This is a genomic window from Spirosoma sp. KCTC 42546, assembly GCF_006965485.1.
In the GTDB taxonomy this organism is placed as follows: Bacteria; Bacteroidota; Bacteroidia; order Cytophagales; family Spirosomataceae; genus Spirosoma.
The window spans coordinates 7,200,916-7,217,197 of record NZ_CP041360.1 but is presented as its reverse complement, the minus strand read 5'-3'; the positions used below and the strand labels follow the sequence as shown (position 1 = coordinate 7,217,197).

Below are 16,282 nucleotides of genomic sequence, written 5' to 3'. Positions count from 1 at the left end.
GTTGGAGGAGGTTATCGCCATGGAAATAGCATGCAGGTCGTGGTGGCGTGGGCGTAGAGTTTTCCCTGTTCATCTACGATTTTTCCTTCGGCGGTTGCTACGGATCGTCCGGCGTGTACAAGTGTTCCAATGGCCAGGACTTTGCCTGTTTTAAGCGTCAGTGGACGGATGAAGTTAACCTTCAGTTCGAGCGTAGTGTATCCTGTTCCGATGGGTAGCGTCGAGTGGATCGCACAGGCCAACGCGGAGTCGAGCAGGGTGCAGAAAACACCGCCATGAACAGCACCAATCGGATTGTAATGAAATTCCTGTGGCACAATCGAGAAAACGACTTTGCCTTCTTCTACCGATTCAATCCCCATATCGAGGGTATTGGCAATGGCGGGTGCAGGATACAGACCGGCCATCATGCCCTGTAAGTAGTCCATTCCCGACAGGGTGGCACCCACTTTTGCCCCAATTGTCTGATCTTCCCACGAATAGGTCCGTATCCGTTGCGTTTCGGTTTGCTCTGTAGTCATAATTACCGCTGAAATCGTGATTGTTGCCTGTCGTTTTTGCGTTGCTCATAATGCTGCTTATCGGCGATGTAGCATAGCCTTTCGAGTTCCGCGTGTACAACGGATTGCTTATCGAGCCACTGAATTGTAAAGACATGCTCCGTCTGACCATTAGCAGCTACCTCTGTACGAATGGTTGCCAGTTGCTCGTCGGTAATTTCGAAGCGGGCATAGAGTGTCTGTCGACCGGGTTTGCGAAACCGGATACTAGCCGATTTATCCCAGACAACGTACCGATTACCCAGAATACGCAGGAGCATCACCATATAAAACGGGTCGGTGGCGGAGAACATACTGCCGCCAAAAATGGTACCTACGTAGTTGTATGTCCAGATAGTTCGACGCAACCGTACATGCACTTCTCGCCAATCGCTCGACCAGAACAAAATTTTGCCCCCTGTTCCGAAATACATCGGATACCAGTTCAGTCCTGTCCGAAACAGCCACGATTTAGCCGATTCGGTACGGTTAGTTTGTAGAAAAGCTGGTTTCATCTGTTACTGCTTATGGCGCGGGTAAATACAGGCGCCAGCTAGTTGAAACGCCTTATATAACCAGAGAAAACTCTTTCCCCTTTTTGATCGCCTGCGCAATTTGCCCAGCGTGATAGGAGTTATGATGCATCAGAAAAGACAGCACTTGCATACGCGGTACTTCGCCAAAAGGAGAGGGAATAATTTCGGCCCATTGGTCATCGCTGGTCTGTTGAATATGATGGGCAACCATGGCGAAACTATCGCTTACCAGTTGCTGAATCGACGCTAAGTCAAGAGGTTTACCTTCGTCCGAAACACCACCAGTGGCCTGAAGCGGAATGCTGATTTCGTGTCCAAAAAGTAAGCTGGCCATCCGGTGCATTGATTCGGCCGTATGCAGGGCAATAAAGCCTGCCGAAGCGGTTTCTGGCGTTAACCGGTTGCGGTAATTGTCGGCTGTCAGCTTACGAATCGGCCCCTGTGAAGCGGCCTGGCTCATTTGCCAGAGTTGGGATAAGAGTTCTGTTGTCATAGTAGGTAGGATTTATTAAACACAGAGAGACAGAGAATAAAGCACAGAGAGCATAAGAAAAGAATTTAAAACCCTGTGTTCTCTGTGTTATAGTCTCCGTGGCTCTGTGTTTACTTATTTTAATAGTTTATCCGATAATGTAGAAAGCCCCTCAACGGCATTGGGGCCAAGTTCTTCCCAAACATGCTGGTTGAGCGATTTCCAGATTTTATGGCATCGTTTGGCCAATAGGTGGCCTTCTTCGGTAAGAAATAGGCCGTTTCGAAGGTTATCGGTTAGCCAGCCATTTTTTTGCAGAAGCTGAACATCCCGGCTCATCGCTGATTTCTCGATTTGCAACCGTTTCGATAACTCGGATTGCCGAACGCCCGGTAGCGCAAAGATGTGCATCAGCAGACCTGCCTGCGCGAATGTAACGCCCTCCTGCGTGAAGGCGTCGTTATATCGCCCGGTCATGATCCGCGCCAACATCCGCAAACGACCTGCAATACAATAGGCTTCCGTGTCCATTGTGTAAAGGTTAAAAAGTAAAGTTGTATATGCAACTTTTGCAATCAAAAAAATAGCCTGTCACTAGGTTGGCAGGCATATGCATTACGATGCTGGACGCTTCCTTGATACAACCAGGGTAGAAGGGTATTCATCCAACAGGGCTATAAGCTGCTGTTGATATTGGCCCTTCAAACGTTGTTCTTGAATATACATAAGTCGATTCGTCTCCGGCGATAGCTTTTTGAGCATACGATTCGTATCCGCCAGTAACTCTAGTACATCATTTATCTGCTGTTCTGTTGATTTGGGTCGTGCCATATTACAATATTAACTCTAAAAAGCCTTTCTCACCAGAAGTGTCTTTATTCTTTTTAAATCGTTTTTGCCATGCCGCTCTATACTGTCGAGTTAGCTGATAACTAGGGTGTTCGGCTGGATAAATGGGGCATATATATGCATCTAAACCATTATCATGAAGTGAAATTGTGCTATAAAACTCAATCAGTCCATCTTCAAACGGTTCATAGAGATAATGAGGAATAAATGTGACAAAATCAATATCGTTGGGAAATGGTTTATTAGTAACAAAACTGCCGTCAATCCATTGTGTTAATCCCGTGAGGCCCACCCTAGCACATAAACGGTCGTTATAAGATTCCCATTCCCGAAAAAGTCGTTGTCGATGAGCATTAGTGCTAAATGCTTTTACGAACAAATTAAAAAAGTCATCTACTTGACAACGGTGGCGACCTGGCGGTAAAACTCCATCTCCTGATAATTCAAGCATATATTCTATTTATGGGGCAATTCTTTAGTCTTTAGTTTTCTTTCTGAAGTATTCTAAATTAATAGACATACACACATGTTTGAAAGAGGTTTCGACTTTGGGCTTGAGGGGCTTGTTACGAAGCTATCATGATTATCCTGGCTACTTCTATTCGATATGTATGAATTCGCTAGCTTCTTCTTTTACCGGGCGTTGGCTCCAGTAGGTGGCCAGTAAGGAACCGTTGGTGTTCATGATGGGTCCAAAGAGAGCAGGAGCGAGCCCCACCGTAGCCACTTTACCCATTTGTACGGCAATGCCTGACGCTAATCCGCCATTTTGGAGACCTACTTCAATGGCTATGGTCCGGCAGCTTTGCTCATCCATACCAAATAACTTAGCCGACCAATAGCCCAGCGTAAAGCCGGAGAGGTTATGAATCAGCACACATAAAGCCAGGGTCCAGCCAACTGTTAGCAGACTGTCGCGCCCGGCGGCTGCTATAATAGCGACGATAAGAATAATGCCGCCCATGGACATTAGCGGCATAACGCGATTCAGCATCACCGCCGATTTTCGGAAAATCCGATTTAAAATCAATCCAACAATCACAGGGGCGATTACGATCTGCATAATCTCGACCATCATTTTCAGGAACGAAATCTCGATGAATTGACCGGCCAGCAGTTTCATCAGTGCAGGCATCAGAAACGGTGCCAGCAGGGTTGACAGGGTCGTGACTGTGATGGACAGTGGCACATTGGCTTTAGCAATGAAACACATCACGTTCGAGGCTAATCCACTGGGCGAGCAGCCAATTAACACGACGCCTGCCGCAATTTCGGGCGGGAATGAGAAGGTATTCGCCAGCGTGTAGCCTAGCAGTGGCATGATCAGAAAGTGACAGGCTACACCGATAAACACCGCGCGGGGCTGTTGAATAACGCCTTCGAAATCTTTGATGGACATCGTTGTGCCCATGCCCAGCATAATGATTTGCAGTAGCGGGACAATAAGTTTCTTTAACTGAAAATCACCGATACTCAGAAATAGCCCCGGAAAGGCAAAGGCTACGCCTACGAACGCAATGAGTAACGCGGTGAAGATAAGGTTTCGGTAAGAGGATCGGTCGTTGGTTTCGGCTTTCATCGACGGTTAAATGAATAATGTATAATGTAAAATGTATAAGGGGGTGGCCCGAGTGAACCAGAGAGAATGCGCATTGACTTTAAAAAGCTCTATAGTAGTAAAACTTACCTGCTACGTTCCATTATACATTGTCCATTATCCATTACTCATTTAACGACGCTAGTACGCCCTCCTTTAATGAGTAGATCGAGGTTCTGATTTGTGAAATACCGTATGTTTTCAGAACATAGTCAATTAGGCAAACGGCTACGACAATCATATCGACCCTCAGCTCAATCATGCCTGGGAGTTGCATACGTTCTGCGTGATTTTTCGTGATGAGTAGTTCATAGGCGCGGTAGAATTCTTCGATGGGTAAGGTAAACGTGGCCTGATTCGGGTCGGGTAGGTGATTTTGTTCGTGCATATACCACATATCGACCAGGGTATCAAACGAACCCGACGAGCCAACCAGTACAGCGGGTTGGTATTGGTGAATGGCGTTGGCCAGAGGCAAAAGTTGTTCCTGAAAATAATCGTGCAGCCGACGGATACTGCCGGAGTTGATAGGGTCTGTAGTCATGAATCGTTCACGGAGCCGTTGCCCCCCGATTTCAAAGCTCTGTTTCCAGAAAACCCGTGACCGATTACCCAGAATGAATTCAACGCTGCCACCGCCAATATCCATAACCAGGGCTGTGGCCTCATCCAGCGCGCCAGTCGCCCGAATACCCTGATAAATGTACAAGGCCTCCTGGTCGCCCGAAATAACCCGGATTGGAATGCCTGTTGCCTGCCGAACATGGTCTATAAATTCCTGTTGATTCCGCGCCACCCGAATGGCGCTGGTGCCAATGGCCAGAACCTGCTCCGGGTCAATGGCATGTTGGTCGAGCACCTGGCGGAAGTACGTCAGTACGCCCAATGCGCGTTCAATGCCTTCTTCGGTGATAATTCCCTGATTGATACCCGCCTGACCAATTCTAGCGGGTATGCTTTCGCGGAACAGGATCATGGGCATGTTGCCGTCTGTTTCGGCAATGAGCAGATGAAATGTATTGGTTCCTAAGTCAATTATGGCTTGTTTCATAGTTGCAAATCTATTACCTTTGCGACCCGGTTTTAGCTAAAACACAATATTAACAATGCTTATCATTAACGTAAAAGACAACGAGTCGATTGACAAGGCCCTGAAACGCTTCAAAAAGAAGTTCGAAAAGACGGGTGTGTTACGGCAGTTGCGGTCGCGGACGGCTTTCCAAAAACCGTCGGTAAAGCGTCGCACAGAGATCATTAAGGCCACGTACAAAGAGAGAATGTACGGCAACCACACCGAGCAATAGGATTTCATCCGCCGGTGGTGCGCAGTTGGCCTAAGTGGGTCGTTGAATGCGCAGTCAACGATACCCAATCGCCAACCAAGGCATAGAAGCAGCAAGCAGGGATGTTTGCTGCTTTTTTTTGACCGGCCCGGCGGGATTTTTGTGATTTAACTGATTGACATGATTCTTTGTCAGAACCCGGATTATATGATTTAAAAGATTGGTATAATTAGATTTGACAAGTAGAATCAGAAATTCCTCGGCAGAGCCGCCCGCACGGTTAGATAATCAGAGCAATCAAATGAATCAAAAAAATCCCGGTTCAGATTTCCTTCAGCACATTCGATACGAAAAACGACTGAGTCATCATACACTCACGGCTTATGCCAATGACCTGGAGCAGTTTACGCTGTTTCTGGCAACGGAATGCAATGTCGACCAACCGGAGCGGGCTGATTTTCGGCATATTCGGTCGTGGATTGTGAGTTTGGTAGAGGCTGATATGGATAAGTCATCGGTGAACCGGAAGATTGCCACGCTGCGGAGTTTCTATAGTTTTCTGATGCGCCGGAACGTAATCAACCTCGATCCAATGGCGAAAATTCAGGCGCTGAAAGCGAGCAAGCGCTTGCCGCAGTATGTGGAAGAGAAGCCCATGGACATGCTGCTCAACGACATCGAGTTTCCGGATACGTTCGAGGGTATCCGCGACAAGTTAGTACTCGAATTGCTCTACGGCACCGGGATCCGATTGAGCGAACTAACCGGCCTGAAAACTGCCGATGTGAACCTCTATGACAAAACCATTATGGTGTTGGGGAAACGCAACAAACACCGGATCATTCCCTTAACACAACCCTTGTTCGAGTTGGTGCAGCAATACAGCCAGCTAAAAGAAAAGGAATTTTCGGGCCAGGCCGACTCAACGATTTTAATCGTAAGCGACAAAGGCGTTCCCGCCTATCCGGTACTGATTCAGCGGATTGTGAAACGCAATTTAGCCCTTGTTACAACACTCGAAAAGAAAAGCCCGCACGTACTGCGCCATTCCTTTGCCACGCATCTGCTCAACCGGGGTGCCGACCTTAATGCCATCAAAGATTTACTAGGCCACAGCAGCCTGGCAGCAACCCAGATTTATACCCACACCAGTCTCGAACAGCTTAAGAAAACCTACGATCAAGCGCATCCGAAGGCGAAGAAGTAGGTTGGGCAACTACCAGTTCAGCATGGTCTCGGACTATGTCGCAGTCTTATCCGGCCTCTGACCGGCGAAAGATAGACTGAAAATGCCGGACAGTTGCCATCTAGCGAATGTTGCCACCTGGGTTGAGGCCACTAGGAACACGAGCCGGGATAGTTTTATCAAAACCGGAGTCGGTTAAGGCATTCAGAAACGCAATAACTTGCTCCTGCTCCCTGTCACCAAGAGCAATTCGCTGTATTTTGGTGTCTAAGCGCTGTACAGGCACGTGAGGGTTTTGGGAAATAGGCTCGCCGATATCATCATAAAACTTCATTACCTGTTTCAGACTCTGAAAAAAGCCGTTGTGCATGTAGGGAGCCGTTAGCCCAACGTTTCGCAATGAGGGAGTCCTGAAGGCATAAGTACCTCCCGCTCCAGCGTCGGAACTGGTCAGTTGGCTGTTATCGGGCACCGACATTACATGCAATTGGTAGTCGGAAAACATGGGTCCTGAATGACAAATAGGGCAACCCTCATCGTTGAAGAGCCGCATACCCTGAATTTCCTGGTCTGTGAGCGCCGTTTTATCGCCCTTTTTGTAGCGGTCGTAGGGTGAATTCATAGCAGTCAGGGTACGCTCGAAGGTTGCAATGGCCTTGCCAATATTGGCCGCCGTAATGGCCTGGCTATTGCCAAAGGCAGCCTGAAACAGTTGTTTGTACTCAGTTATTTTGGCCAGCCGGGCTACTATACTGTCTAAGGTAACGGCTTCGGAATACGCATGACCACGCATTTCCTCAAATGTTGTCAGCGGACCGATTACTTGGTTTTCGAGGCTTTGGGCGCGTGAATCCCAGAACATTGGCGCGGTCAACGACACATAGTTTCCGTTGCCATCCATGCCGTTGAAGGCCGCATTAAGGAGGGTCGGCGAATTTCGTTTGGTGAGTACTACGTCGTTCGGTTTCAGGAATCGGCGGTTTTGGCCATAACCAACAGCATGAGCACCCAATGAAAGGTCCAATCCATCGGTATACGCATTAGTAGGGTGATGGCAGGTAGCACAGGCTACATCTTTATCGCCCGATAGAATTGGATCCCAAAACAAAGCCTGACCAAGCGCTGCTGTATCATTGGTAATTGGGTTACTAACCACAACAGGTTGGGTCGGCGTACTTACTACGGGAGATACTGTCGTATTTGGGTCATCTTTTGTGCACGCTTCGATAACGGCGGTAAAGAAAATAAGTAGCGTGAGCAGGATAAATAGATGTCTGCGCATACCTGTATAGCTTAAGTACAACTAGTAGACTAATAGCCTGTTCAGCCCTCAAGAAGGCCATTGGTTGGCTAATTAAATAAACTATATGCTTCTTTCCTACTGGTAACGCTAACCTGTTCCTCATTCGGCCTGGTCCGAGACTACGCTTAATGATGGCCTCACAACTTTGTCCCCTGAATCAGGATTGATGCTTTTATGGATTGTTCTTTTAAGTACAGAAACTTCTTGCGCTCTTCGTCCTGCATGAAGTTTTTAAAATCCTGTTCGCTGTCAAACTCTACAAGATGTATTTCATAGGGTTTGTCAATCGTGTGCTCAATAAATGAGCTGGCTTCGGGTCTTACCCGTAGTAAGAGCCGCCCGTTGTAATTTGAGATGGCTGGAATGGCAATGTCCTCAAATTGATGAAACACCGCTTCCTTCCCTTCAATTATGTAGATTAATTGCGTGATAAAAAGCATGGTCACGTTGGGTTTAGCTTAAAATAGATAGTTAATCTAAGTTGTATGAAAGGCGATTGATTTGATAGGCAAACCCCTTAAAAAAACAGACATAGCACAAGCCAGACTACCTTTGAAGTGCGAAAACAGAGGTAAATCTAACCAGCTATGTCTGAGAAAGTAGTGGCAATTTATTGCTTTTTGGATGATTATTTCATCGAAGTGGGCAAAAATCAGGGGAGTGTAAAACCCCAGACAACTCCTAAAGTTAGCGACAGTATCGTGTTGACAACCGCCATCATATCGGCCCCTTTCTTTGGTGGCAATCAAGCCTCGGCTATGCTCTACATGGCTGATAAGCAAGGTATTGTCATGCTTGAGAAATCGGCGTTCAATCGTCGTCTTCACCGCCTGGCGACCACACTGAGTGCCTTGTTCTACTATCTGGCTGATTTTTTCAAAGCACTCAATCTGAGCGGAGAATACCTGATCGATTCGTTTCCTGTGGCAGTTTGTGACAACATCCGCATTGGCCGATCGCGGTTAGTCAAAGGGGAGGAATATCGAGGGAAGATTGCGTCGAAGCGTCGATTCTTTTTTGGCTTTCGTGTTCAACTCATCACCACCCGCGACAAGCAACCGGTTCAGTTTTTTATTCTGCCGGGTTCGTATGTGGATGTGACGGCGCTTCAGATGATGCATTTGACGTTGCCAGCAGGTAGCGAAGTCTATGGGGACTCGGGCTACACCGATTACGAGCAAGAGGATTTGTATGCTGAGGGTGAGGAGGTTAATTTAAGAATACAACGAAAAAGTAATAGCCAACGCCCCGATCAAGCTTGGGAAGCTGCTTACAAAAAGCAACTTCGCCAACGGATTGAGCAGGCCTTTAGCCAGATTACGATGCGATTTCCTAAGAAAATTCATGCCGTTACTGAAGCCGGTTTCCTTATTAAAATCGTGTTGTTTTTGATAGCCTATACCCTCGAAACAAACTTGTGACATACAACTTAGATTAGTTATTTTTTTCTGCCTTTAGGAACTGGCGCTACCTCAACAGCTTTCAACGAAGGCACTAGCTTGGCGGCTAATTGCCGGTAACCTTCGGCATTTGGATGTAAACCATCGCTAAAAAAAGCCTCATCAATTTTTCCATCCGACTTTAGAAATATAGTGCCCGGCTGAATGAACGTAGCGTTTACTTCGCCTGCCACCTGCGCAATGCGTTGATTCAGAGCAGTAATGCGGGGCTCCATTTGCCTGCGCGGCAATAGGCCAATCAGTAAAATTTCTGCGTTGGGCTGGCGAGCCTGCATAGCGCGTACCAGAAAGCCAAGGCCGTCGGCAATCTCGGCATCGGTGTTGAATTGGAGATTGTTCGTGCCAATCATGATAACGATCTGCGCTGGAGAGTAGCCATCAAGTTCACCATGATATACTCGCCACAACACATTCTCGATGCGATCCCAGCCATAACCCATATTCTGAACACCCAGCGGCTCCAGGATGCTGTTCCAGCTATCAACGCCAGACGCCCGGTCTATTTTCGGTTCGCCACCCCAGAAATGCGTGATGGAGTTGCCGAAGAAAACAATGCGCGGAGGATTGCTTTTCAGTCGTGCCAAAATGGCCAGATGGCGGGTTTCCCAATCGTAGCTGCGCGCATCGCGGTATTGGGTCAGGGGCTTCATCGTAGAAACGTCACCAACCGGTTCATTTAGGATCGGGCGAATGCTACGTTCGTAGGCGTCAGCATATTGCTGCATGCCCAAATCTGTGGGGTGAGTGCCATCCACCATGGCATCGTTGGATAGATTAATGGCTGATTTGGGCAGCAGATACAGTTTCTGGATACCTTCGCTTTTCAATTGGGCAAACGCCTGCTGCATCAGTTCATTTACGTCTGTATACAGTTGCCGTCGGGTTGGGTTCAGGCTGCCTTCTGTATAGCCCGCGTGTTCGACTAATAGAATCGGGGTGGTCGGTTTTTGCCGCCGGAGGGCTTTTACCGATTCGATGATCCGGGTTTTTATCTCGTCGGGTTTAATGCCAACCGTTGCAACTAAGTTCGGGAGGCAATCCAGCACGTACAGTTTCGCGTCGATCTCGGGCAGGAGATCAACCACTTCTTTTTCCAGTCGACCATTGCCCGAAAAACCCAGATTGATAACGGGCCGATCCAGCTTTCGCCCTAGAATAGATGTCCAGGCCATACCCGGTCGCGATGCACAGGCACCCTGGGCAATCGACGTGCCGTAGACTACAATTGGCTTATCGGCTCGAACGGGCAGAGGAGTGAGGGTTACGCTAGTGGGTACGCCAATTTCTAGCCATTTAACGGAATTGTATAGGGGCAGATACAAACGGTATTCGCGTCCTTTCTGATGGTAGGTGTCATTGGGTTCGAGGCCGGTAAATCGGTACTGAATGGTATCGCCAAAGGTGTACTTGCCTGCGCACCAAAGCGCATCGCCATCGCTGTTAATGGCATATAAATCGACGCCACTAACACCCGTAGCGGGCATATGGGGCAATGCCTGTTTCCCAGTTACAACATACCGAACCATGATCTGATCGGTGCTGGCTCTGAACCGGATCAGTAGACCTGCTGCGTTGTGCGATAAGTTCCAGACTTCTTTCCGTACACTTTTTTCGGCCTGAGTGGGCAACCGATCATATGGATTCTGGATTGCTTTACCAGACCAGGCTTGCCCTTCAATCACAGGCGTAGTGGCCTGAGCAGGGTTCCACCAGACGTAATCAGTTGCCTGCTGAGCAAAAACGCATAGGTTCGTGAAATAAATGAATGCAACTGCAAGTAGTATTGTTTTTTTCATGGTCAAAGGAAGGGCAAGACAGTAGGAAGCCATCACCTGACTAGGTAAAGGCGAGTATAGTCATCTACTAATGTGATTTTTGTAAGTAGGCTAATTAATAACGCAAGTATTTTTGCAGTATGAATATTTCCCAGATGAGCCAAACGCTGTTTTATCTGATTGAACAGCAACCCAACTCCGAAAAAGCGGTTAATTATCTGCGGCAGCAGGCCGATGCCTTTCATACCAGTCCGCAGGTCTCCGCGTTCTATAGGGTGTTTACCGCCCTGCCTCGTTTTGTGGGGAAACAGTTACTGGAGGTCCCCTCAGATATGGCTTTCGCTCTTGAGCGCCTTCGACCGGGCTTTACGGTTACGGGCTGGACAATCGACCGACTGGCACGGGTGTGGTGGCTGCTTCAGCTTCCGGCCGATGATCAGGCTACCTATGTGAGTACCATTAGCCAGTTGTTTAAAGCCGCAGAAATGAACGAGTTAGTGGCACTTTATTCATCGCTACCCGTATTGGCGCACCCTGAAGCGTGGAAATTTCAGGCAACGGAAGGCATTCGAAACAACATTGCCGATGTGCAATCAGCCATTATGCTGCACAATCCGTACCCCGCTGATTACTTCGATGAAGCCGCCTGGAATCAACTGGTTATGAAAGCATTTTTCACCGATAAAGACGTTACGCAGATTACCGGATTAAGCGAACGCAATAACGCCCGACTCGCTAAAACGTTGGCTGATTTTGCTGCCGAACGCCGAGCTGCCGGGCGTAGTTTGCCTGCCCATATGGAGGAGTTGATGAATTAGTTTGTAGTTTGAGGTCCGTAGTTTGACGTTGGCTGACGCATGAAAAGCTTACGCGTCAGCCAACGTCAAACTACGGACCTCAAACTACAAACTCGTTTAATACCACCGATACACAATCCCGGCTGACAGCATCAATGAGGGAGCTGAGTTCTTCAGCAAGTCATAATTGAAGAACACATTCTGATATTGCGCCTGAATTTCGGCACCCAATCCCTGCTCCCGGCGGCCATAATATTTCAGCCCAATAGCGGGTGCAAGCGCCCCTTTAAAGCCACTTTTCTGGTCGGCAAGCGGACCAAAATAATTGGTGTAATCCACAAAAGCGCCCCCTCCCGCCATCTGCACATATGGCCTAATGGCTGCTGCGTTATCCGAAAAGTAGTACGACAATGAAATCATAGCCGGAATCATAGATAAGGTTCGGGTTTGAACCGCCGAAATAGACTGGTCGTCATATTGATACACTTGTCTCGGCAACCGTTGCTTTGTGTATTGATAACCCGTCTTTAAACCGATTGAGAAGCGTTTAGGGAATAACCATTCGGCATCCAGCGCGAGGTTCGTCGGCGACACCTTGTCGACGTAGCTCTGTTGTCCGCCCATTGGGAACGAGACGCCATAGCGAGCTGAAATGTTGAAGGTGACGTACCGGTCATAAATGGATGATTCCGGGTTGTATTCGTTTTTATATTGCGCCCAGGCCGACGTTGTCAGACCAAACAGGGCGATTAGTACGATAAGCCGTTTCATAATGTCTATTGGGTTACCTGCAAATAAGGCGATTGATTGAAAATGGCCGTGGTTGCCAGATCGACGGCCTGCGTATCCGTGATATCGGTACCCCGGATTGTAGCATCATAGATAACATTTAGTTGTTGCTGGCCATCACTCGTAGTCGCCCGATTTTTCAGGTCAACAATCTGAATTTCCCAGTATTGGTCAGTAACCTGATAGGTGTAATAACTGGGATAATAAGGCGAATACCCATAGCCCCCCAACCCCCCGTATCCCCAATAGCTTGAATAGTAGGAGTACGGATTAGATGCAATGCCCGTGTACTGATTGTTCACCCGAATAATAGCCACACCCAAATCGGCGCTATCACCTTTTGTTACCCGCTTGAATCCGCGTGTGGTTAGCGCATTGGCCACGTTCGATACAAACTGGTTTGAAATAGTAGTTTGTGCAGTAGCATAGGCATCATTCGACTCTACAATAACCGAATCGGGCAAACTGAACGTTTTATACTGACCGAAGTTGATGGAGCGATCATAGTTGGTAATATAGACCGGACTATCGGCAGGGCTTAAATCATTGACTGCATTTTCGCGGCAGGAAGTTAACCCCCCAACTGCCGTTAGTAGCAGTAGTATCGCCCAAAGGCTCCCTTTTCCTGACTTGCGTTGTTGAAGCATATTCATAGCTGTATTTATTGTCTATCTATAAAACGAATAGACTACTATGAAGTTTGCAGAAACTGAATTAAAATATGGGTAAAAATCATGTGGGACAGAGCCAGTTTTTTTGAGAACTTTACCCGCTCATTACCTACCGTATTTGCCAAATGCGGTTAACCAAGACGTATTATGGATTTTATGGATTCCATTCGGGGCATGTCGTTTTTCGATATGCACGTTCACATGACCTCCCGAACAACTGATGATTATCAGGCTATGGCCGACGCAGGCGTCGTTGCAGTCGTTGAACCTGCTTTCTGGCTGGGCCAGCCCCGCACGGGTGTCGACTCATTCCGGGATTATTTTGCCAGTCTGGTTGGGTGGGAGCGCTTTCGGGCCTCGCAGTTTGGTATCCGGCACTATTGTACCATCGGACTGAACTCCAAAGAAGCGAATCAGGAAGAATTAGCCGAGCAGGTTATGGAAATCCTGCCGTTGTTCATCTATAAAGAAGGCGTAGTAGGGGTAGGTGAAATAGGCTTTGATGACCAGACCCCCGCCGAGGATAAATACTACCGGGCGCAACTGGAACTGGCACGGGAAGCGGGCCTACCTGTCCAGATTCACACGCCCCACCGCGACAAAAAACAGGGCACCAGCCGGAGTATGGACATTGCCATTGAGCATGGAATTGATCCTGGTATGGTCATCGTTGATCACAACAATGAGGAAACGGTGCGCGAAGTACTTGATCGGGGATTCTGGGCTGGATTTACGATTTATCCGTTTACCAAAATGGGGAACGAACGTATGGTAGAAGTTGTAAAGCAGTACGGGCCTGAGCGTATTATGATCAACTCGGCCGCCGATTGGGGCATTAGCGATCCACTTGCCGTCCCGAAAACGGCTGCTCTGATGAAACAACGCGGTATTTCGGACGAAGCTATTAAACTGGTTACGTTCACCAACGCCTTAACCGCCTTTGCTCAAAGTGGTCAAATCAGTCTGGACGATCTAACACAACCGATTGGTATTGACCAAAGCCAGCGTTACAACGGCAGTTCCGTATTGCGCGGAGGTCAGGCACCGCGGGTAGACAAGGAATCAACGATAATTAAATGAATAATGTACAATGTAAAATGAATAATGGTTAATGAACTAAGCACCATTTTACATTATTCATTTTACATTGTACGTTACTATGATAAAAGCACTTCTGTCCCTTACCCGTCCGGCCAATCTGGTCACCGCCATTGCCGATGTATTGGCAGGAATGGCCATTGCGGGCTATTTTCTGATTCCCGATTCTTCTCCAGCACCAGCGGGCTGGTTGTCTCTGGCTACTGTTGGCCTATACGGGGGAGGTGTCGTTTTTAATGATGTATTTGATGCGGAATTAGACGCTATCGAACGCCCTGAACGCCCTATTCCGAGCGGAACGATTAGTAAATCGGCAGCTATTGGATTAGGAGTTAGCCTGCTGGTGGTTGGCATTGGGGCATCATTTATGGTCAACCAAACGGCGGGCTTTCTGGCGATTGCCATTTCTATTGCGTCGCTTGTTTACGACCGTTTCGGAAAGCACCACAACTGGCTGGGGCCCGTTAATATGGGCTTATGCCGGGGACTAAATTTGCTGCTGGGCGTGAGTATACTGCCCGATCAGATACTGCCCTGGATATGGGTGGGACTAGTCCCAATTGCCTACATTGCCGCTATCACCATGATTAGTCGGGGAGAGGTACATGGCGGCAGTCCAACCATCTTACGCGTTGCCGGTATGTTGTATGCGCTTGTTATAGGTTGTGTAGCCGCACTGGCTCAACGACAGCAGCAACTGGGTACAGCGTTGCCGTTTCTGGCGCTGTTTGGCTACTATATTTTTCCGCCACTCTGGCGGGCCGTGAAAGACCCGGTTGGCCGAAATATCGGTCTGGCCGTAAAGGCGGGGGTGTTATCGCTTATTGTGATGAATGCTGCCTGGGTAGCGGCCTTTGCCAATTTTCCGATGGCTTTTCTGGTGTTCTGCTTATTGCCGTTATCAAGGTTTTTAGCGAAGGCGTTTGCGGTAACATAGTAAACTGAAACGGGATGCGGGACTCGGGACATACGCCATATCTTGGAGATATGGCGTATGTCCCGAGTCCCGCATCCCGTTTCAGTTTGTCAAACTTATGCGTTTGCGGGCGTGCAGAATTCTTCCAGCGCCATTTCGAGGTGCTGAGCAATCATCTGCGCCGAACGACCCTCAATGTGGTGCCGTTCAATGAAATGCACTAACTCGCCATCTTTGAAAATGCCAATGGCTGGCGATGATGGAGGATAGGGCAACAGATACTCACGCATTTTAGCGACGGCTTCCAGATCACCACCCGCAAATACAGACACCATTTTATCGGGCTTCACTGGGCTGGCCGCTAAAGCTGCTTTCACACCCGGACGAGCAGCACCAGCCGCACAGCCACATACCGAGTTCACCACAACAAGCATGGTGCCTTCAGCATTTTCCATTGTGTTCACCACTGCATCGGCAGTAGTCAATTCTTCAAACCCAACGCTGGTCAGGTCTTCCCGCATCGGGATAAGCAAATGAGGAGGATACATAGTTGATTTACGATTTTGAATTACGATTTACGATTTGGGAAGAAATTACGAACTTGAATTACGCTACAACCTAAATCGTACATCGTAATTCGTAACGGGGCCGCCCGCGCGGTCGTAATTCACATAAATCCCAGTTCTAATTTAGCTACTTCCGACATTAGTTCGGTAGAGTAGGGGGGATCGAAGGTCAGTTCAACACTTACATCGCTGACACCCTCAATGGCCCGCACTTTCTCTTCGATCTCAGCCGGAATAGAACCCGCCGAAGGGCAGGAAGGTGAGGTCAGCGTCATCAGGATATAGACGTTGTTGACCGGAAATATCTTAATGTCGTAAATAAGGCCCAGTTCATACACATCCACCGGAATTTCGGGGTCATATACACCTTTAAGCGCTAGTACGACTTGTTCTTTTAATTCTTCGTCTGTCATTATTTTAGGTCATTTATTGTCATTTTCGTTAC

General features: G+C 48.1%; 21 protein-coding genes. 6 read left to right on the top strand and 15 right to left on the bottom strand.

Annotated features, from left to right (window positions below; all coding sequences use genetic code 11):
• Positions 1–11 precede the first annotated feature (11 nt).
• The 8 genes from EXU85_RS29445 to EXU85_RS29410 all read right to left on the bottom strand — a co-directional run bounded on the left by EXU85_RS29445 (position 12) and on the right by EXU85_RS29410 (position 5,044).
• Positions 12–521, bottom strand: a complete 510-nt coding sequence (locus tag EXU85_RS29445; protein WP_142775508.1) for a PaaI family thioesterase — start codon at positions 519–521, stop codon at positions 12–14.
• A gap of 2 nt (positions 522–523) precedes the next feature.
• Positions 524–1,054: a DUF4442 domain-containing protein gene (locus EXU85_RS29440; RefSeq protein ID WP_142775507.1), complete on the bottom strand. Its 531-nt coding sequence runs from the start codon at positions 1,052–1,054 to the stop codon at positions 524–526.
• Between the two features lie 52 nt (positions 1,055–1,106).
• The gene (locus tag EXU85_RS29435; RefSeq protein WP_142775506.1) at positions 1,107–1,568 is read right to left on the bottom strand and encodes a DinB family protein; all 462 of its coding nucleotides are present in this window, start codon (positions 1,566–1,568) and stop codon (positions 1,107–1,109) included.
• Positions 1,569–1,682: 114 nt separating this feature from the next.
• Positions 1,683–2,078 (bottom strand): MarR family winged helix-turn-helix transcriptional regulator, encoded by a 396-nt coding sequence (locus tag EXU85_RS29430; RefSeq protein ID WP_142775505.1) that lies wholly within the window; start codon positions 2,076–2,078, stop codon positions 1,683–1,685.
• An 84-nt stretch (positions 2,079–2,162) separates the two neighbouring features.
• Entirely contained in the window at positions 2,163–2,378 is a 216-nt protein-coding gene (locus EXU85_RS29425; protein ID WP_142775504.1) for a hypothetical protein, read from the bottom strand.
• Between the two features lies 1 nt (position 2,379).
• Positions 2,380–2,847, bottom strand: a complete 468-nt coding sequence (locus tag EXU85_RS29420) for a hypothetical protein (RefSeq protein ID WP_142775503.1) — start codon at positions 2,845–2,847, stop codon at positions 2,380–2,382.
• 147 nt (positions 2,848–2,994) lie between these two features.
• The gene (locus EXU85_RS29415; protein ID WP_142775502.1) at positions 2,995–3,975 is read right to left on the bottom strand and encodes a bile acid:sodium symporter family protein; all 981 of its coding nucleotides are present in this window, start codon (positions 3,973–3,975) and stop codon (positions 2,995–2,997) included.
• A 142-nt stretch (positions 3,976–4,117) separates the two neighbouring features.
• A complete protein-coding gene (locus EXU85_RS29410) occupies positions 4,118–5,044 on the bottom strand; it encodes a phosphatase (protein ID WP_142775501.1) in 927 nt (308 codons plus the stop codon).
• Between the two features lie 55 nt (positions 5,045–5,099).
• Here EXU85_RS29410 and rpsU point away from each other — a divergent pair, with 55 nt between their 5' ends.
• The gene (rpsU, locus tag EXU85_RS29405; RefSeq protein WP_093830837.1) at positions 5,100–5,297 is read left to right on the top strand and encodes a 30S ribosomal protein S21; all 198 of its coding nucleotides are present in this window, start codon (positions 5,100–5,102) and stop codon (positions 5,295–5,297) included.
• A gap of 280 nt (positions 5,298–5,577) precedes the next feature.
• The gene (locus EXU85_RS29400) at positions 5,578–6,483 is read left to right on the top strand and encodes a tyrosine-type recombinase/integrase (RefSeq protein WP_142775500.1); all 906 of its coding nucleotides are present in this window, start codon (positions 5,578–5,580) and stop codon (positions 6,481–6,483) included.
• Positions 6,484–6,583: 100 nt separating this feature from the next.
• Here the strand turns inward: EXU85_RS29400 and EXU85_RS29395 are convergent, their stop codons facing one another.
• A complete protein-coding gene (locus EXU85_RS29395; protein WP_142775499.1) occupies positions 6,584–7,744 on the bottom strand; it encodes a cytochrome-c peroxidase in 1,161 nt (386 codons plus the stop codon).
• Between the two features lie 158 nt (positions 7,745–7,902).
• On the bottom strand, positions 7,903–8,205 hold the full coding sequence (locus tag EXU85_RS29390; protein ID WP_142775498.1) for a DUF1330 domain-containing protein: 303 nt from the start codon (positions 8,203–8,205) through the stop codon (positions 7,903–7,905).
• A 147-nt stretch (positions 8,206–8,352) separates the two neighbouring features.
• On the opposite strand from EXU85_RS29390, the gene EXU85_RS29385 reads away from it, so the two are divergent.
• Positions 8,353–9,186 (top strand): IS982 family transposase, encoded by an 834-nt coding sequence (locus tag EXU85_RS29385; RefSeq protein WP_142772998.1) that lies wholly within the window; start codon positions 8,353–8,355, stop codon positions 9,184–9,186.
• A 17-nt stretch (positions 9,187–9,203) separates the two neighbouring features.
• On the opposite strand, the gene EXU85_RS29380 is transcribed toward EXU85_RS29385, so the two are convergent.
• Positions 9,204–11,021 (bottom strand): SGNH/GDSL hydrolase family protein, encoded by a 1,818-nt coding sequence (locus EXU85_RS29380; protein WP_142775497.1) that lies wholly within the window; start codon positions 11,019–11,021, stop codon positions 9,204–9,206.
• A gap of 119 nt (positions 11,022–11,140) precedes the next feature.
• Here EXU85_RS29380 and EXU85_RS29375 point away from each other — a divergent pair, with 119 nt between their 5' ends.
• Positions 11,141–11,818: an EboA domain-containing protein gene (locus tag EXU85_RS29375; RefSeq protein WP_142775496.1), complete on the top strand. Its 678-nt coding sequence runs from the start codon at positions 11,141–11,143 to the stop codon at positions 11,816–11,818.
• Between the two features lie 96 nt (positions 11,819–11,914).
• Here EXU85_RS29375 and EXU85_RS29370 read toward each other — a convergent pair whose 3' ends face one another.
• Both EXU85_RS29370 and EXU85_RS29365 read right to left on the bottom strand, forming a co-directional pair.
• A complete protein-coding gene (locus EXU85_RS29370) occupies positions 11,915–12,568 on the bottom strand; it encodes an OmpW family outer membrane protein (protein ID WP_142775495.1) in 654 nt (217 codons plus the stop codon).
• A 5-nt stretch (positions 12,569–12,573) separates the two neighbouring features.
• Positions 12,574–13,239 (bottom strand): DUF4136 domain-containing protein, encoded by a 666-nt coding sequence (locus EXU85_RS29365; RefSeq protein WP_142775494.1) that lies wholly within the window; start codon positions 13,237–13,239, stop codon positions 12,574–12,576.
• Between the two features lie 165 nt (positions 13,240–13,404).
• On the opposite strand from EXU85_RS29365, the gene EXU85_RS29360 reads away from it, so the two are divergent.
• The gene (locus tag EXU85_RS29360; RefSeq protein WP_142775493.1) at positions 13,405–14,337 is read left to right on the top strand and encodes a TatD family hydrolase; all 933 of its coding nucleotides are present in this window, start codon (positions 13,405–13,407) and stop codon (positions 14,335–14,337) included.
• 79 nt (positions 14,338–14,416) lie between these two features.
• Complete coding sequence (gene eboC, locus EXU85_RS29355) at positions 14,417–15,292, top strand: UbiA-like protein EboC (protein ID WP_142775492.1); 876 nt, start codon at positions 14,417–14,419, stop codon at positions 15,290–15,292.
• Between the two features lie 95 nt (positions 15,293–15,387).
• Here the strand turns inward: eboC and EXU85_RS29350 are convergent, their stop codons facing one another.
• Positions 15,388–15,819 carry a BrxA/BrxB family bacilliredoxin gene (locus tag EXU85_RS29350; RefSeq protein ID WP_142775491.1) on the bottom strand — a complete coding sequence of 144 codons (432 nt, stop codon included), beginning with the start codon at positions 15,817–15,819 and terminating at the stop codon, positions 15,388–15,390.
• 119 nt (positions 15,820–15,938) lie between these two features.
• Positions 15,939–16,250 (bottom strand): DUF59 domain-containing protein, encoded by a 312-nt coding sequence (locus EXU85_RS29345; protein ID WP_111344449.1) that lies wholly within the window; start codon positions 16,248–16,250, stop codon positions 15,939–15,941.
• Positions 16,251–16,282: the final 32 nt, after the last annotated feature.

What these genes read in the sequence shown, in the direction of transcription:
- eboC (WP_142775492.1), top strand. Translation starts at nt 14,417, where the DNA reads ATGATAAAAGCACTTCTGTCCCTTACCCGTCCGGCCAATCTGGTCACC.
- EXU85_RS29440 (WP_142775507.1), bottom strand. Translation starts at nt 1,054, where the DNA reads ATGAAACCAGCTTTTCTACAAACTAACCGTACCGAATCGGCTAAATCG.
- EXU85_RS29365 (WP_142775494.1), bottom strand. Translation starts at nt 13,239, where the DNA reads ATGAATATGCTTCAACAACGCAAGTCAGGAAAAGGGAGCCTTTGGGCG.
- EXU85_RS29345 (WP_111344449.1), bottom strand. Translation starts at nt 16,250, where the DNA reads ATGACAGACGAAGAATTAAAAGAACAAGTCGTACTAGCGCTTAAAGGT.
- EXU85_RS29360 (WP_142775493.1), top strand. Translation starts at nt 13,405, where the DNA reads ATGGATTTTATGGATTCCATTCGGGGCATGTCGTTTTTCGATATGCAC.
- EXU85_RS29400 (WP_142775500.1), top strand. Translation starts at nt 5,578, where the DNA reads ATGAATCAAAAAAATCCCGGTTCAGATTTCCTTCAGCACATTCGATAC.
- EXU85_RS29380 (WP_142775497.1), bottom strand. Translation starts at nt 11,021, where the DNA reads ATGAAAAAAACAATACTACTTGCAGTTGCATTCATTTATTTCACGAAC.
- EXU85_RS29445 (WP_142775508.1), bottom strand. Translation starts at nt 521, where the DNA reads ATGACTACAGAGCAAACCGAAACGCAACGGATACGGACCTATTCGTGG.
- EXU85_RS29435 (WP_142775506.1), bottom strand. Translation starts at nt 1,568, where the DNA reads ATGACAACAGAACTCTTATCCCAACTCTGGCAAATGAGCCAGGCCGCT.
- EXU85_RS29410 (WP_142775501.1), bottom strand. Translation starts at nt 5,044, where the DNA reads ATGAAACAAGCCATAATTGACTTAGGAACCAATACATTTCATCTGCTC.
- EXU85_RS29430 (WP_142775505.1), bottom strand. Translation starts at nt 2,078, where the DNA reads ATGGACACGGAAGCCTATTGTATTGCAGGTCGTTTGCGGATGTTGGCG.
- rpsU (WP_093830837.1), top strand. Translation starts at nt 5,100, where the DNA reads ATGCTTATCATTAACGTAAAAGACAACGAGTCGATTGACAAGGCCCTG.
- EXU85_RS29420 (WP_142775503.1), bottom strand. Translation starts at nt 2,847, where the DNA reads ATGCTTGAATTATCAGGAGATGGAGTTTTACCGCCAGGTCGCCACCGT.
- EXU85_RS29390 (WP_142775498.1), bottom strand. Translation starts at nt 8,205, where the DNA reads ATGCTTTTTATCACGCAATTAATCTACATAATTGAAGGGAAGGAAGCG.
- EXU85_RS29415 (WP_142775502.1), bottom strand. Translation starts at nt 3,975, where the DNA reads ATGAAAGCCGAAACCAACGACCGATCCTCTTACCGAAACCTTATCTTC.
- EXU85_RS29350 (WP_142775491.1), bottom strand. Translation starts at nt 15,819, where the DNA reads ATGTATCCTCCTCATTTGCTTATCCCGATGCGGGAAGACCTGACCAGC.
- EXU85_RS29395 (WP_142775499.1), bottom strand. Translation starts at nt 7,744, where the DNA reads ATGCGCAGACATCTATTTATCCTGCTCACGCTACTTATTTTCTTTACC.
- EXU85_RS29375 (WP_142775496.1), top strand. Translation starts at nt 11,141, where the DNA reads ATGAATATTTCCCAGATGAGCCAAACGCTGTTTTATCTGATTGAACAG.
- EXU85_RS29370 (WP_142775495.1), bottom strand. Translation starts at nt 12,568, where the DNA reads ATGAAACGGCTTATCGTACTAATCGCCCTGTTTGGTCTGACAACGTCG.
- EXU85_RS29425 (WP_142775504.1), bottom strand. Translation starts at nt 2,378, where the DNA reads ATGGCACGACCCAAATCAACAGAACAGCAGATAAATGATGTACTAGAG.
- EXU85_RS29385 (WP_142772998.1), top strand. Translation starts at nt 8,353, where the DNA reads ATGTCTGAGAAAGTAGTGGCAATTTATTGCTTTTTGGATGATTATTTC.